Consider the following 15,065-nt stretch of genomic DNA (forward strand, 5'->3'; position numbering starts at 1 on the left):
GGCGTGCCAGCGCTGCCACGCCAGCGGCCAGCGTCAGCCACGTGAACGGGTCCATCGAGCCGGCGCCGGAGTTGCCGGAATCGGCCGATCCGCTGGAGCCACCGGAACCCGCCGTACCGCTGGTACCACCAGTGCCACCTGTGCCCGAGGTGCCGCCAGACGAGCCACCATTGCCGCCTGTGCCACCACCGGTCGACTGCGTGTTCAGGGCCAGATCGACCAGCACCGGATCATGGTCCGACGAACGGTAAGGGTCGGCCGCATAGAACGTCTGTTGCTGCTCGGCGCTCTTGTACGCGAACGAGTATTCAAGCGCGATCGGTTCGTCTGCGTTGATGTGCCATTCATGCACGGCACGCACGCGGTCTGCCAGTGCGGAAGTGGCCAGTGCGTGGTCGATGTAGCCTGATTCACCGCCGAACACGTAGCTGTACGCATCCTTGCCTACGAACTTTGCCACCATGTCGGCGTAACCCTTTTCGGCGAACAGCAGTACCGGATCTTCCTTGGCGTAGCTGTTGAGGTCACCGATCAGCAGCTTGCCCACGTCGGCCACGCCGGTCGGGGAGGTAGCCAGCCAGTCTGCGATCAGGCCCGCCGCGCGCAGGCGGGTGGGGTTCCAGCAGCTCTGGCCGTCGCCCTGGTCGGCGTCCTTGCCGGTGGCGCCGGTGCAGCCCTTGGACTTCAGGTGGTTCACCACCACCGTGAAGTTCTGCGTGCCGCCCAGGCGGCGGAACGTGCGGGCCAGCGGCTGGCGGTTCTTGTCGTCGATGGCCAGCGTGGCGGGCACGCCCACCGGTTCCACGTTGCGGCTGTTGTAGATGATCGCCACGGTGATCGCGTCGCCGCCCAGCTTGGGCAGGCCTGGATCGACGTAGCGCCAGTCGGCGCCGAGCTGGCTCGTCAGGCGGCGAATGGCGCTCAGGTCGCCGTAGCCGTCGTTCTCGATTTCCATCAGGCCGACCACATCGGCGTCGATCGCGCGGATGGCGGCAACGATCTTGGCTTCCTGCCGTTCGAACTCGGCTTGCGACTTGGCGCCACGGTTGTTCGGGTCGTCGAAGCCAGCGCCCTTGCCGTCGCCGTTGAAGTAGTTCAGCACGTTGAACGAGGCCACGCGCACGTCAGCCTGGGCATGGCGCGTGGGCGCGCCCGTGCGCGGATTGCTGGCGGCGTTGAACGCGGGGGCGGCGGCACCCGGTACCGGCTGCAGGCGCCAGGCGTTGTAGCGGATCTCGAGCACACCCTGCACGCCGCTGACCGTGTAGCCGGCACGCACCGGATTGGCCGCGGACAGGCCCGGGGCGGGGTAGGGCACAGTGGCGGGGTTCTGCAGATTCGAGCCGTCGTCCAGCACCAGGCGATTGAGCGCGTTGGCGGCAGCTTGCGCAGCGGCGCCGTTCGCGGCCGGGGCCACGTTGGTCGGCAGTGGCAGGCGGCCGTTGCTGAGCAGCACGCTGCCATAGCGGCCAAGCTCGTAGGTTTCGCTGACCGTCAGCGTCTGGGGCAGGCGCACCAGCATCCCTTCATAGGCCGACAGCGACTTGGCGTCAGCCAGCGGCAGCGTGACATCGACTGCCGTCACCTTGTTGCCGCTGGAGCAGCTGGCCAGGCCGTTCGCAGCCAGCGTCAGTTGCGTCTGGCCGTACTTCTCCTCGACCTTGCCCACCAGGTGGACCAGGTCGCCGGCGCGCGCGGTTACGCCGGGCGCATAGACGAAGATACCTTCGGAGACACCGGGCAGCTTGCGGCGCTGTGCGTCGGGCTGCTGCACGAAGAATCCGCTGAAACCGCCGGTGCCGCTGTAGTCGGCGGTGACCACGGCCTCGATCTCGACGTTCTGGCCGGCCAGCGGCGAGGTCGATGTCGCGCCCTGGACGTCCGCGAGGTGTGTCGCCGGCGCGCCACACACTGCTGCGACCGGCGGCGGCGTGACGGTGCCCGCGCCGTTGTACAGGCCCAGGTCCGAGAAGTCGTCGACGTTGAACGAATCCCACTGCACAGCCGGATCAAAGGCCGCGGTGATATCCGTGTCGCCCTGCGTCACCGAAGCCTTGCGGCGTAGCGTGTGGTCCTTGGTGCCGGCAGTGGCCGTACCCCAGAAACCTGACGGGGGCTGGAAGCCGACCTGTCCGATATGGTCCACCACGGTACCTGAGCGCGTGAGCGTGAGGGCGTCGTCGCCATTGAACGTGAACGTCGCGGTCTGGTTGACCTTGGAGCCGAGCACCGCGGCCAGCGTGCTGTGCGCCAGGACGTAGACCGACCCCGGCGCGAGCTTGCCGGTGAGCTGGAATGTGGCATTCGGCGCGGTGACGCCGTTGTTGTACTGCTCGATCTTGTAGAGCGACAGGTCGGCCTCGGTGGCATCGGGGTTGTAGATCTCGATGGCCTTGTTGTTCGAGGTACCCTCGACGTACTCACTGATGATCAGCTCGGCATGGGCGGGTAGCGCCATGAGGAGCACGGCTGGAAGTGTGTAATGCAAACGCATGGATTGGCTCGGATGGAATCGCGCGACTTGGGCACGGGGTGTTGTGGGGACTGCGAAGCGCGAGATGCTATGCGGCGTCGATGACGCGCCAATGACTGGCTGGCATACATTTGACCGGTGCTATGCCGGGTCGCGCTTGTTTCCATCCGCAGGCTCGCCTTCTGGTGGCGAGGGCCTGATCCTCCGGGACGTTTTACCTGTGTTGCGTGACGCGAAGATGGCTACGTGCCTGGCGGACACGGGCCGTTGGCAAGAAGGCGGCGTTACTTCTGCCCATCCGTGGCGACGATGCCGGGCGCGGTTCGCAGTGCCTCGTCCTTGAACCTTGGCATGTCATGGGGCAGGTCCGAAAACGCTTCCAGAATATGGCGGTACGAGCCCCGCCCGGCTGACCCCGAAGGTAACGACAAAGGGAAAAACATCCGGGTCATCGTCTCTGGATGCCGAAAGCGGCAGGTCATCCCTGACGATCGGCCTCCAGGCATCCCTGAAGAGCCGGGCTGGCTGACCAGCCCGACACGTGCCACATCAACGTTGATATGCCGGCGCAACGAATCCCGCGAAACGTTGCTGCGTGACCTGCTTGAATGCCTGTGAACGATAGGCATCGCGGATGTCCGCGACATAAGGCCGGTTCAGATCGCTGGTCCTGACGGCGACCAGGTTCATGTAGTAGTCAGGAATCTTTTCAAGCGCCAGCGCGGTGGTGAGTTTCAGGCCGGCAGCCAGCGCGAAATTTCCGTTCACGAAGGCATAGTCCACATCGTCCAGCGAACGCGGCAACTGCGCTGCCTCCAGTTGAATCAGCTTGAGCTTGTGCGGGTTGCCGTCGATGTCGCGCTCGGAGGCGCGCACGGCATCAGTGCCGGGTTTGAGCGTGACCCAGCCGATCTGCTGCAGGATCGCGATGGCCCGCGCCAGGTTGGTGGGGTCATTGGGCAGCGATACGGTGGCGCCGGTCTTCACCTCGGCCAGCGACTTGTGCTTGCGGCTATAGATGCCGATCGGCGCGGTGGGAACCTGGACGATTTCGGAGAGCGCCAGCTTGCGGTCGCTCGAGAATTTCTTCAGATAGACCACATGCTGGAACGCATTGGCGTCGATGGCGCCGTCGGCCAGCGCCAGATTCGGTTGGACGTAGTCGCTGAACTCGATGATGGTGACCTTGTAGCCCTGCTGTTCGAGGATTGGCTTGACCCCGTAGCGGATCTGGTCGGCATAGGGGCCGGCGGTGGCGCCGAAGCGGATCTCCTTCTTGTCGGGGTCCGCTGCTCCTGCAGCCTGCATCACCGTTACCGCAAGCAGCGCGGTGAACAGACGTAGTCCCTTGCCCAGCTTCATCGTCTTCTCCCTTCTGGCCCTGTTGTTCTTGATGGATGTCGTCGTGGCATGTGCCATGGCGTTGGGCCATTGTATGGCCGACCCGCCGCGGGGAGAACGATCAAGCAGACATACGCTTATGCGTCAGGCGTATATGGACGGCGGTGTGGGTGTCGGTGTGGGTGTCGGTGCGTGCGATAGCGTGCGCCGCAGGGACCATTCAGGCCGGGTCTGTCTCGGGCCGCGGCATGGCGGTATCCGTCCAGCGATCCGGACGCAGCAGCAGGCGCACGGCCGTGCCGTGGGGCGACGATTCGATCTGCAGTTCGCCGCCGATGCTGGCCGCGCGGCTGCGCATGTTGGCCAATCCATGACCTTGCGACGCAGCCGTGGTATCGAACCCCGGTCCGCTGTCGCGAATCTCGATGACGATCGCGTCGGCATCGTCGGCATCGTCGGCATCGTCGGCATCGTCGGCATCGTCGGGCAGGCTGCGCGCGATGACCCGGATCACGCCGCCCGCCGCGTATTGCATGGCGTTCGAGAACGCTTCGAGCAGCAGGTACTGCAACTCACGCACGATCTGGGGCGTGAGTCCTTTCAGTTCTGGCAGGCGGTCCACCTGCCAGTCCACTGTCATGCCCGCCGCTTCGAGCCGTTCACGCAGGCGGTAGCGCAGCGTGCCGAGCACGGCTGCCAGGTCTCCACCGGTGTCCTGCATCGCGTCGACCGAGAGCTTCAGCGCGTCGAGGGCCTGCTGCAGGTGCTTCTGCATGACCGGCGACGAGGTCTGACCCGAGCGCACCAGACTGAGGGCGCCAACCAGCGTGCTGCCGAGCCCATCGTGCATGTCGCGCATGATGCGGCCACGTTCCTTCATCGCGGCCTGTTCGCGTTCGATCTCGCGCGATCGGGCGTAGAGCTGCCGCAGTTCGTCTTCCTTCTGCGCCACCTTCCGATCCAGATCGCGGTTGAGGTCCGCCAGCATCCGGCTGGTACCGGTGAAGCGTTCCACCAGCAGCCATGCCATCGCCAGACTGAACAGCAACGACACGTACTTCGTCAGGGCGGTTTCCCAGTAGAAGTCGCCGATCATGGTGATCCGGATAAAGTCCGCCAGCGTGAGTGCCGTGGCAAGCCCGAGCGCGCCGGCCAGCACGATGCGCTCGCGATTGGGGCGACGCCATGCCGACCACACCAGCGCGCCGCCGACGCAGCAGGCCATCACCACGTTGACCGCCCAGTCGGCCAGCTTCAGGTAGGGCATGCTGAGTACGCTGGCCATCAGCAGGATCAATGGCAGCTTGAGCCACAGATACCCGTTGACCAGCCAGCGCGGCCAGCGCGCGCGCACGTCGATGACGATGAATGCGAACTTCGCGGTGGCCAGCATGAAGACGGCGCGGCCGGAGAGGATGATGACCTGCCAGAGACCACGCGGTAGCGGCGCGTCGGTCAGGAAGAACTCGGCCAGGCTGATGGCCCAGGCGATCTCCGCCAGCGCATAGAGCCCGAACAGCGGATCGCGCTGGCGCCACCAGATCATCAGCGAGATGCCGGCCAGCACCAGGCTGACAGCCGCAATCACCAGCGGGCCGATCACGCGGAACCAGAGCGCGCGGTCATAGTGCGCGCGCGTCACGCTGTCGGGCCCGAATTCGATCGCCGACAGACCGCCACGCGCGTCCGCCCGGGCGGAGATCGTGACCAACAGTTCGTTGTCGGGCTGCAGCATGGCCTGCGGCACGGGCACATGGAGCGGACGCTGTCCGCCATACAGGGCCGGCGCGCAAAGGTCGCCGGCAGTGGCCAGCAGCTTGCCGTTCAGACGCATCTCGAAGCTGTTGGCCGCGCGTGCGAGGTAGAACCCCAGACCTTCGCGGCCGCCAGCCTCATGGGGAAAGCGGATACGGAAAGTGGCCGTGCCACTCTGGCGCGGCAATTCGCGGTCCCAGTAGTACGGCAGCGAGACCGGTGCGGATGGCGAGCCAGTGCTGCCAGCGGCGTTGTCGTGTGCGTGTGCGTGTGCGCCGCCGCTGCAGTGGATCGCGCCGAATGTGGCATCGGCTTGCCTGAAGATCTGTGTGGAGGCGTTGGTGGCGTCTTCGCGCTTGTCTTCGTGCTTGTCGTCGCCGACGGACGAGCACGCGGCCAGCATCAGCGCGGCCAGGGTGACGAACCCGAACAGCAAGGCGATCCATCGCGAGGAGCGCGGGGCGGAAGCGAGGCGCGCGATCACCGTGCGGCTCACATGGATTTCAGCAGACCAAGCTTGTGGGCTTCGAAAACCGCCTCGGAGCGCGAGTTCACGGCCAGCTTGCCGTAGATGTTGCGAATGTGGGCCGCCACCGTATTCACGCTGATCGACAGGTGCCGGGCGATTTCCGCATAGGTGTAGCCGCGCGCGACGAGGTCGAGAATCTCGGACTCGCGCGCGGAGAGCGCAACGGCGGCTTCTGGTAACAACGGCGTAGCCGGTTCCGCACGGACGGCGCGCGGGGCAGGGATGTTCGCATCGCGCAACCGGTTGATGACGCGGCGGGCGATCACGGGACTCATCGGAGAGCCGCCCGCGCGAAGTTCGCGCACGGAAGCGCGCAGGTCTTCGTCGGAAGCGTCCTTGAGCAGATAGCCGGTGGCCCCGGCCGAGATGCTGGCCAGCACATTGGCCTCGTCACCGAACATGGTGATGACCATGCACTCGCAGTGTGGGTGCCGGTGCCGGGCAAAGCGGATCACATCAATGCCGGAGCCATCGGGCAGGCCCAGGTCGCACAGCACTACATCGGGCGTATTGACGGTCAGCCACTCGCAGGCGCTGACGCGGTTGTGGCAGGTTGCCATCACATGGATGCCGGGCACGCTGGCAAGCGCGGAAGTCAGGCGGGCACTGGTGGCCGGGTCGTCTTCTACAAGCATCACGCGGATATCCGCGTCCATCGCCGGGGGCTGGTGGGTCATGGTCTGGTCGATCGGCCACTTCGGTTGCGCAGTCCGGCCTGCGGCGCCGTTTGCCGCGCCGGCCAGGCAGGGGCTGGCGCCGGCCTATCCTAGCGACGGCGACCCGCACGGTCAATGCCACGCAGGGGTTGTGGCGGATCGCATACGGTCACCGGTGGGAGGCAATACCCCGCCCCGCCTTGCAGCGCGGGGCTCCGCACGGCTCCGCCGTCACTCTGCAATGCGGAATTGCGCGAATCGGCAGAATCTTGGCCGCCAGCCGTGCATCTAACCGGTCTACTCAATGCTCGTCCCGCAATAGTGCCGGAAGAGCCGCCAGCGCCCTCAGCCAACTCCCCATCCGCATCAGGAGCCCAACCTTGGACGTTGCCATTGAACTGACTACGCGAGTCGGCGTGCTGCTGTTCCTCATCGCCATTTGCCATGTCATCGCACAGCGCGTGCGATTGCCCGACCCGATCATCCTGACCGCCGCCGGCGTTACCTTCGGCTTCGGCTATGTGGCGCTAGAGCACGTCGCGCCTGCATTCGCGGCCAACACCATCGCGCCGTTCCTGGCGCCGGCCATGCCGCCCGAGGCCTATCTCTGGATCTTCCTGCCGCCAATCCTGTTTCAGGCGGCAATCGAGGTCGACAGTTCAGGGTTCGTCGCCGACCTCGGCCCAATCCTGCTGCTGGCCATCGGCGCCGTGGTCGCGGCAACGCTGAGCGTCGGCGCGGTGGCTTACCTGACCAGCGGGCAGGGGCTGATCGCCTGCCTCTTGCTCGGTGCGATCGTCAGCACCACCGATCCGTCCACGGTCATCGGCCTGTTCCAGAGCAGTGGCGCGCCGGCGCGGCTGATTCGGCTGGTCGAAGGCGAGAGCCTGTTCAACGATGCCGCCGCGATTGCGATCACGACCTTGCTGACCGGTGTGATTTCCGTGATGCCGACACACGATGCCGCGCATTTTCCGCTGGCGCAGTTTCTTCTCTCGCTGCTGGGGGGGTGCGCGGTGGGCTGGCTCGTGGGCGTGGTGTTCGTGTTCGTGTCCGGCGTGATGCGCAGCCCGCCGTTCGCCGAGTACGCGCTGTCGCTCGCGTTGCCTAACCTGATCTATCCGTTCGCGGAGCGCGTGCTGCATGTGTCGGGCGTGGCGGCGGTGGTGTGCGCGGGGCTCGTGGTCGGGCGGATCATGCTTTCGCGGCGACCCGCATCGCACGTCAAGCTGTTTCGGCAGTTGTGGCTCTATCAGGCCACCATTGCCAGCGCCGGTGTGCTGCTGCTGGCGACGGCACATGTGCCGTCGCTGCTCGACGACCTGCGCATGATCGACATCGTCATCCTGCTGCTTGTGCTGGTCGCGGCAGTGGCGAGCCGGTTCGGCATCTTGTCCGTGAGCATGCCGATGATGAGCCGGATAGGCATCTGCAAACCGTTGCCGATCTCGCACCAGTTGTTGATTGCCTGGGGTGGCGTGCGTGGCCCCGTGACGCTGACGCTGGCCATCTGCCTGGCCCGGAATCAGGACCTGGCGCCAGACACCCGCCATTTCGCGGCGGCCATGGCGGCGGGCTTCGTGCTGCTGAACCTGTTCTTCAATGGGCTGACGCTCAAGCTCTTCGCCCGTTGGCTCGGCGTCACGACGCCGGGTGGACGAAGGCCGGCCGTCATTGAAGTCGATTGACCGCTGTCAGGCGGACGGCTTGCGCGCGGCCGACGGCAGGCGCTTGCGCCACGACCATCCCATCGTCATGCCCGCGGCGGCCAGCAGGATCAGCGTGGCGCCGGCGATCTGCGACGGGTGCAGGTGATGGCCGAACGCGAGCCGGTCCACCAGGATGGCCACGATCGGATAGATGAACGACAACGCGCCAGTCAGCGAGGTGGAGAGTTTCTGGATGGCGCCATACAGCAGGATGTACATCACGCCGGTATGCACGAAGCCGAGGGTGACCAGCGTCGTCCATGTCGCCGCACCGGTGGGCCAGTCCGCTTGCAGGCTCATCGGGAGCAGCGTCACCGTGCCGACGATCACGTGAATCAGCGCGATCAGATGTGGCGGGACATCCTTGAGCTTCTTGGCGATCAGCGCGGCCAGCGCGTAGCAGAACGCGGCGCCCAGTGCCAGCAGGATCCCCACGAGATAGCGCCCATCCATGGCGCCCGCATCGGGCCCCGCACGCACGATCAGCAGCATGCCGCCGAACGCCAACACGAGCCATCCGAACCTGGCGAGCGTCAGGCGCTCGCCAAGGAACAACGCGCCAAGGCCAACGAGCATGAACGGCTGCGTGTTGTAGACCGCCGTGGCGATGGAAATGGACGCGCCGGAGTAGGCCGAGAACAGCAACAGCCAGTTGGCGACGATGGCCAGGCCGCCAGCGACGGCCAGCGCCAGTTGCCGCCGGCTGATTCTGCCGGGACGGAGATAGCCTTTGGCCGCGCAGACCGGCAACAGCACGAGCGCGCCGAACGCGCAGCGCCAGAACACCACCTGGGTGACCGGTCGCCCGGATATGACCACCAGCCAGCCGATGGTGCCCGAGATCACCATCGCCGCAACCATCTCCATCATTCCGCGTGTCTTGTTGTCCACCGCGTTCCCTCCACAAGTCTCTTTGGCCTCTCTGGCATTCAGGGCTTGAATTCTAGGGGGTAAGACGGCGCTCGGGGATATCGGATTGCAGGCGAATGGACTATATTTCCGTCGTTTCCAAAGCTAAGACGGGAAATTCCTTATGTCCCTCGATGACATCGACCGTCGCATCCTGACACTGCTGCAGCAGGACGCGCGAATGCCGGTCAAGGCGCTGGCCGAGCAGATCGGGCTGTCGGCGCCGGGCGCGTCGGAGCGCCTGCGCAGGTTGGAGGACCGGGGCGTCATCCGGGGCTTCACAGTCGATGTCGAGCCCCGCACACTGGGCTTCTCGATGCAGGCCATCGTGCGGATCAAGCCACTGCCGGGCAAGCTGCAGGCGGTGCAACGATTGATCGAAGGTATTCCGGAATTCGCCGAGTGTGACAAGGTGACGGGCGATGACTGCTTCATCGGCCGGCTCTACCTGCGCTCGATCGAACATCTCGATCACATACTCGAAAGAATTACGGACCTGGCCGAAACGAGTTCGGCCATCGTGAAGTCACAGCCCGTCAAGCGCCGGTTGCCGCCGCTATAGTCGGGTTGCCGGATTACTCGGAGACATCATGCGCAAGGGATACTGGATTGCCGCAGTTGATATCGCCAACATGGATGGCTATCGCGGGTACATCACCGCCAACAAGGCCGTGTTCGACAAGTACGGCGCGCGCTTCCTGGTAAGGGGTGGCGAGCGGACCGTGGTCGAGGGTCATTGCCGGGACCGCATCGTCGTGATCGAGTTCGAGAGCTATCAGCGCGCACTGGAGTGCTACCGTTCGCCCGAATATCAGGCGCTGGTGGCGGTTCGATCGCCGCACTCGCAGGCGGACATCGTGGTGATCGAAGGTTACGGCGAAGAGGGCTGAGCACGCCGGGTGCGTATACGCAATGCGGCCTCGCTGGGTTTGAAACGAGGCCGGATGTGTGGTGGGTATGCGTGCGTATACGTGCGCAAACGTGGTGGGTAAACGGTGGTGAGTAAACGGTGGTGAGTAAACGGTGGTGAGTAAACGCGGCCGAATGGCCTCCGGCCTTATCCACAGAAACTGTGGATAACATCGACATCGCCGCGCCAGGCCGCCTGCAATCAGGCGTTCGAGCTGGGCTGCTCAAGAAATGGGCAACCCGCGCCATCATCGACGGTTGCATTCCTGCCTGCCACTTCGCACGCAGGCATGCAACCTGCAACGGGCTACTTCATGTCGTGCGCATCCGGCTTCGTTGGCTTGCCTTCGTTCGGATGCTTGGCCGCGGCATGCTCCTCCTTGTGTCGCTTGACAGTTTGCTCGCTGGGCGGAAACTCCGCGTTGCCCCGCGCATAGGTGCCATCATGCTTCGCCTCGATCAGTTCCTGTCTCACCTGCGCGGTGGTGCGCTTGCTGCCGGTATCGCTCGTGCCCTGTGTGCCTTGGGCGAATGCAGTGGCTGACGCGAGCGCCGGAATCAGCATCAACAGATAAGCGGTTTGCATCGTCTTGCCCTCCTTGTCATCAATGGCCCGTGCTGCTGCGCGGGCGGGTTGTTGTCAGGGACAAGAATGCTTCCGCGCCATGGTCACAGGCATGACGCAGGGGTGACATGTGCGCAATGTGCGGGGTGGCGCTGCCTGCGCCTCATGTGCGTCATGTGCTTCAGCGCCCGTTGAGCGCGCGGGTCGGCGGTGGCAATGCGCTCCAGTCGAGCAGTGCGATGAAGCCGTCGCGTGCCGCTACCACGAGGCTGCGCCGATAGTGGTGCACGACAGTGCCCGGCAGGTAGTCGTGTGTCTCGGGCCATCCCGCCGCATGACGAACATACAGCGCGATGGCGCCGACGTGCGCGATGCACTCGTGCTGTCCGAATGCCCGACAGAGGCGCAGAATCTCGGCCACCGGACCCGTGAAATCGAGCGTGCGGTCCGCATCGGTCAGCTTCGGCCAGTAGCTGCCGCCGGATTGTGGCTGGCTGGTATTCCACATTGAGCGGAAGTCGCTGGCCACGCGTGTGGCCAGCTTGCGTGCGGCAAGCTGCAGCTTCAACTGCAACGTCTCATGGCACTCGTCCGTCGTCAGCAAGACAGGTTCCGCGGCGAGGATATCGCCTGCGTCGAATGCGGGCGACACGCGATGACATGTCACCGCCCAGTCGCGGCGATCTTCCATGACTGCGCGGAACAGCGGGTAAGGCCCGCGCCCTTCCGGCAGCGGTGATGGATGAAAGTTGATCGCGTGATGCAGGTCGTGCGTCCAGTCGGGAATTTTCCAGCCGTGCCCGGCCACGACCAGTACCTCGCACTGCTGGTCGCGCAGCGCGCGCAGGTCCTCGGTGCGGATCGGCGACATGTGCACCGGAATGCCGAGCGATTGCGCCCGCGATACCACCTGCTCGTTGAAGTCATGCTGGTTGTCCACGGGCATCGTGAACAACGCCAGCGGCTGCCAGCCTTGCGCGACGAAGGCATCGAACACACCGCACCAAAGGTCGAACCCGGCAAAGGCAAAACGCATTCGGGTCTCCTGCTTACTTGATGGCCAAGGCCCGAATGCTAGTTGCCGCATCGGGCCTGCATCCGCGAAGCAGGAACCGGTTTACCCCGCATTTAACGGGCCGTAATCATTGGTATGCGCCCGGAATCACAAGATTACCGCAGGTATCCGCGAACCCGGGCTTGGCGTACATGGCGGATACAAGACTCAGTGGTCGGACCCGCGCGCGTCCAGGCGATCGAGCCGCAGGCGGTGTCGTTCGTCGGTCAGCCGCCATACCGCGAGCCATGCGGCAAGGAACGCGGCCAGCAGACAGCCGCCCGCCAGCAGGAACATCAGCAGGATCTGGTAACGGGCGGCGTCGATCGGGTCCATGCCAGCCAGGATCTGGCCGGTCATGATGCCCGGCAGCGTGATGATGCCGGCCGCGCCCATGACGTTCAGCGTCGGCAGCATCCCGCTGCGCACGGCCTGGCGCAGGATCGGGCCCAGTGCCGTGCGACGGTCGTCACCCAGGGCGATCCGTGCCTCGATGGCGCCGCGCTGGAGCCAGGCCGCATTGAATGCCGTGTGCAACGTCAGGCTGGCCGAACTCATGGCGTTACCGAGGATGATGCCGGCCAGCGGGATCGCGTGGCGCGCGTCGTACCACGGCGAGGGACGCAGCGCCGTGGTCAGCGCCAGCACGGTGATCGTCAGCGTCGGCACGCTGACCGTGGTCAGGCCGATCATCCACTGCCACGGGCCCCGCAGGCGCCGTTGCTGTCGGCTGCCAACTTCGCGCGCGGCCGCCACGACCATCAGCAGCAACACCAGCAGCGTGATCCACGGCGATGACAGCGCGAACACGGTTCGCAGCACCAGGCCCACGAGCAAGAGCTGCACGACCATGCGGAGCGCCATCCACAGCAAGGTGCGGTGGATGTTCAGTGACGTCGCCACCGACAGCCCCGCGCCCAGGATGATCAGCAGGCTGGCCAGCGCCAGGTCGCCTGTGGTCAGGATGATCGGACTCATGCGGAATGCATCTCCAGCGTCTTCAGCCCCGACGGACTCATGACGTACTGCGCGTCACGCAGGCGTGCGGCTTGCGCCGGGTTGTGCGACACCATGAGCAGGCCGACACCGCCAGCCATGACCCGGCGCAGTACCGCCTCCACGGCAAGGGTGGTGTCCTGGTCCAGCGCGGAGGTCGGTTCGTCGAGCAGCAGGAATCGGGGGTGACGTGCCAGCGCGCGCATCAGCGTCAGCCGTTGCCGCTCGCCAGTGGAAAGCTGGCTGACCTGTGCCGACAGGATGTCCGGGCGCAGGCCAAGCTGATGCGCCAACCGATCGAGCTCGGGCCGGTTGTGCGCGAAATCGTCGAAATGGGCGCTCACGTCATCGGCCCACCATCCTGCGTCGGCGGCCACGTAGATGACCTGTCGCCGCCATGCCGGGCCGCTTATCGCGTTGCGTGAGGCGGCACCGAGGCGGACATCGCCGGTATTCGGATCGAGATCGGCGATCATGCGCAGCAGCAGGCTCTTGCCGCTGCCGGACGGGCCCGACAGGATCGTGCACTTGCCGGCGGGAATCACCAGCGAGTAAGGTCCACCACCATGGCCGCGATCATGGCCGCGCAGGTTTTCCACGTGGAGCGCGTCGTCTCCGGATGGCCGCCCGTCATGCGGAAGCGCGGCCGCCGGCCCGGCCATATTGGCCATGCGATCAGCCCTCTCGGTGAATCGTGAGCGGACCGAAGGTCTGGGTCACCGGCATCAGTTCCACGAAGTTGATGTTGACGCGCGCGGGCAGCGTGCCGGCCCAGAACACGGTCTCGGCGATATCGTCGGGTGTCAGCGCATCGGCGCCTTCATACACCTTCTGCACGCGGTTCTCGTCGCCGCCGAAACGCACCGACGAGAACTCGGTGCCACCTACCAGGCCCGGCGCCACGTCGGTGACGCGCACGCGCGTGCCCTGCAGGTCCGCGCGCAGGTTCAGCGAGAACTGGCGCACAAATGCCTTGGTCGCGCCATAGACGTTGCCGCCCGGATAGGCGTACGCCCCGGCCGTCGAGCCGATGTTGATCACATGACCGCGATTGCGCGCGACCATGCCGGGCAGCACCGCGCGCGTCACATACATCAGGCCCTTGATGTTGGTGTCGACCATGTTGTCCCAGTTGTCGAGGTCGGCAGCCTGAGCGGCTTCCAGACCCAGCGCCAGGCCCGCGTTGTTGACCAGCAGGTCGATCTCCGCGAAATCGGCCGGCAGGCTTGCGATGGCCTTGGCCACGGCCTCGCGGTCGCGCACGTCCAGGATCAGGGGCAGGACCTTGTCACGGCCGATTTCGTCGGCCAGCGCCTCGAGCCGGTCTGCGCGGCGGCCGGCGGCGATGATGTGGTGGCCCGCGGCGGCAAAGCGTCGTGCGATGGCGGCACCGAACCCGGCACTGGCACCGGTGACAAGTACGTTCATGGTGTTTCTCCAACGAGTAGAAGCAAATCTGGCAACGGATACTACACCGTCGGCTCGGGCGGTGTCTCCACCAGACAGCGGACCCGCGATGGGCAGATGGAGGCGTGTCCCGTTGCGGACGCGCCCCGATTGATTACGAATGGTCAATAGTGTGTTGAACGCACGCCGATACCCGACGACCGGTTTGTCCAGTACGCTTCGAGCCATATGCGCCACGTGCCGCGCGCCACGCCAGAATCCCTGCCGGAAACCATGACCCATACCCGCACGACGGACCTGCTGCTGACCGCGCTTGCCCCCGCAATCTGGGGCAGCACCTATCTGGTGACCACGAACTGGCTGCCGCAGGGCTATCCGCTGACGGTGGCGATGCTGCGTGCCTTGCCGGCGGGCATCCTGCTGTGGCTGCTTGGCCGCCAATGGCCGGGCCGGGGCTGGTGGCCGCGTCTGCTGGTGCTTGGCGCGCTCAATTTCTCGTTCTTCTGGGCCATGTTGTTCGTCTCGGCGTATCGCCTGCCGGGCGGCGTGGCCGCGACGCTTGGCGCCATCCAGCCGTTGATCGTGCTGGGGCTGTCGCGCGTATTGCTTGGGTCGGCAATCCGCGTGGCCGCGATCGTGGCGGCCCTGGCCGGTCTTGCAGGCGTGGCGCTGCTGGTATTGACGCCGAAGGCGACGCTCGATGCGGTGGGCGTGGTGGCGGGGCTGGCCGGCGCGGTGTCGATGGCGCTTGGCACGGTGCTG

At 65.5% G+C, this 15,065-nt stretch carries 14 protein-coding genes; 4 read left to right on the top strand and 10 right to left on the bottom strand.

Going from position 1 to position 15,065, the window contains the following annotated elements:
- From D769_RS04385 to D769_RS04400, 4 genes are all read right to left on the bottom strand, one after another.
- The coding region (locus tag D769_RS04385) for an ExeM/NucH family extracellular endonuclease (RefSeq protein WP_008642459.1) at positions 1 to 2,494 on the bottom strand (2,494 nt) is incomplete at its 3' end.
- A gap of 528 nt (positions 2,495 to 3,022) precedes the next feature.
- Entirely contained in the window at positions 3,023 to 3,835 is an 813-nt protein-coding gene (locus tag D769_RS04390) for a MetQ/NlpA family ABC transporter substrate-binding protein (RefSeq protein ID WP_008642460.1), read from the bottom strand.
- Between the two features lie 199 nt (positions 3,836 to 4,034).
- The gene (locus D769_RS04395) at positions 4,035 to 6,065 is read right to left on the bottom strand and encodes an ATP-binding protein (RefSeq protein WP_008642461.1); all 2,031 of its coding nucleotides are present in this window, start codon (positions 6,063 to 6,065) and stop codon (positions 4,035 to 4,037) included.
- Positions 6,062 to 6,775: a response regulator transcription factor gene (locus D769_RS04400; RefSeq protein WP_008642462.1), complete on the bottom strand. Its 714-nt coding sequence runs from the start codon at positions 6,773 to 6,775 to the stop codon at positions 6,062 to 6,064. Before D769_RS04400 ends, D769_RS04395 begins: the two co-directional genes overlap by 4 nt.
- A gap of 359 nt (positions 6,776 to 7,134) precedes the next feature.
- Between D769_RS04400 and D769_RS04405 the strand changes: the two genes are divergently transcribed.
- Positions 7,135 to 8,442, top strand: a complete 1,308-nt coding sequence (locus D769_RS04405) for a cation:proton antiporter (protein WP_008642464.1) — start codon at positions 7,135 to 7,137, stop codon at positions 8,440 to 8,442.
- Positions 8,443 to 8,448: 6 nt separating this feature from the next.
- Here D769_RS04405 and D769_RS04410 read toward each other — a convergent pair whose 3' ends face one another.
- Positions 8,449 to 9,354 (bottom strand): DMT family transporter, encoded by a 906-nt coding sequence (locus tag D769_RS04410; protein ID WP_017513544.1) that lies wholly within the window; start codon positions 9,352 to 9,354, stop codon positions 8,449 to 8,451.
- Positions 9,355 to 9,496: 142 nt separating this feature from the next.
- Here D769_RS04410 and D769_RS04415 point away from each other — a divergent pair, with 142 nt between their 5' ends.
- On the top strand, positions 9,497 to 9,934 hold the full coding sequence (locus tag D769_RS04415) for an Lrp/AsnC family transcriptional regulator (protein ID WP_008642468.1): 438 nt from the start codon (positions 9,497 to 9,499) through the stop codon (positions 9,932 to 9,934).
- 28 nt (positions 9,935 to 9,962) lie between these two features.
- A complete protein-coding gene (locus D769_RS04420; protein ID WP_008642472.1) occupies positions 9,963 to 10,262 on the top strand; it encodes a DUF1330 domain-containing protein in 300 nt (99 codons plus the stop codon).
- A 326-nt stretch (positions 10,263 to 10,588) separates the two neighbouring features.
- Here D769_RS04420 and D769_RS04425 read toward each other — a convergent pair whose 3' ends face one another.
- The 5 genes from D769_RS04425 to D769_RS04445 all read right to left on the bottom strand — a co-directional run bounded on the left by D769_RS04425 (position 10,589) and on the right by D769_RS04445 (position 14,324).
- Entirely contained in the window at positions 10,589 to 10,867 is a 279-nt protein-coding gene (locus D769_RS04425) for a DUF4148 domain-containing protein (RefSeq protein ID WP_008642474.1), read from the bottom strand.
- 160 nt (positions 10,868 to 11,027) lie between these two features.
- Positions 11,028 to 11,882, bottom strand: a complete 855-nt coding sequence (locus tag D769_RS04430; protein WP_008642476.1) for a formyltransferase family protein — start codon at positions 11,880 to 11,882, stop codon at positions 11,028 to 11,030.
- Positions 11,883 to 12,068: 186 nt separating this feature from the next.
- Complete coding sequence (gene fetB / locus D769_RS04435; protein WP_008642477.1) at positions 12,069 to 12,878, bottom strand: iron export ABC transporter permease subunit FetB; 810 nt, start codon at positions 12,876 to 12,878, stop codon at positions 12,069 to 12,071.
- Complete coding sequence (locus tag D769_RS04440; protein WP_008642478.1) at positions 12,875 to 13,567, bottom strand: ABC transporter ATP-binding protein; 693 nt, start codon at positions 13,565 to 13,567, stop codon at positions 12,875 to 12,877. Before D769_RS04440 ends, fetB begins: the two co-directional genes overlap by 4 nt.
- A gap of 4 nt (positions 13,568 to 13,571) precedes the next feature.
- Complete coding sequence (locus D769_RS04445) at positions 13,572 to 14,324, bottom strand: SDR family NAD(P)-dependent oxidoreductase (protein ID WP_008642479.1); 753 nt, start codon at positions 14,322 to 14,324, stop codon at positions 13,572 to 13,574.
- Positions 14,325 to 14,576: 252 nt separating this feature from the next.
- On the opposite strand from D769_RS04445, the gene D769_RS04450 reads away from it, so the two are divergent.
- On the top strand, positions 14,577 to 15,065 hold a 489-nt coding region (locus tag D769_RS04450; protein ID WP_040010882.1), incomplete at its 3' end, for a DMT family transporter.

Origin of the sequence: Cupriavidus sp. HMR-1 (assembly GCF_000319775.1) — a bacterium.
Taxonomy (GTDB): domain Bacteria; phylum Pseudomonadota; class Gammaproteobacteria; order Burkholderiales; family Burkholderiaceae; genus Cupriavidus; species Cupriavidus metallidurans.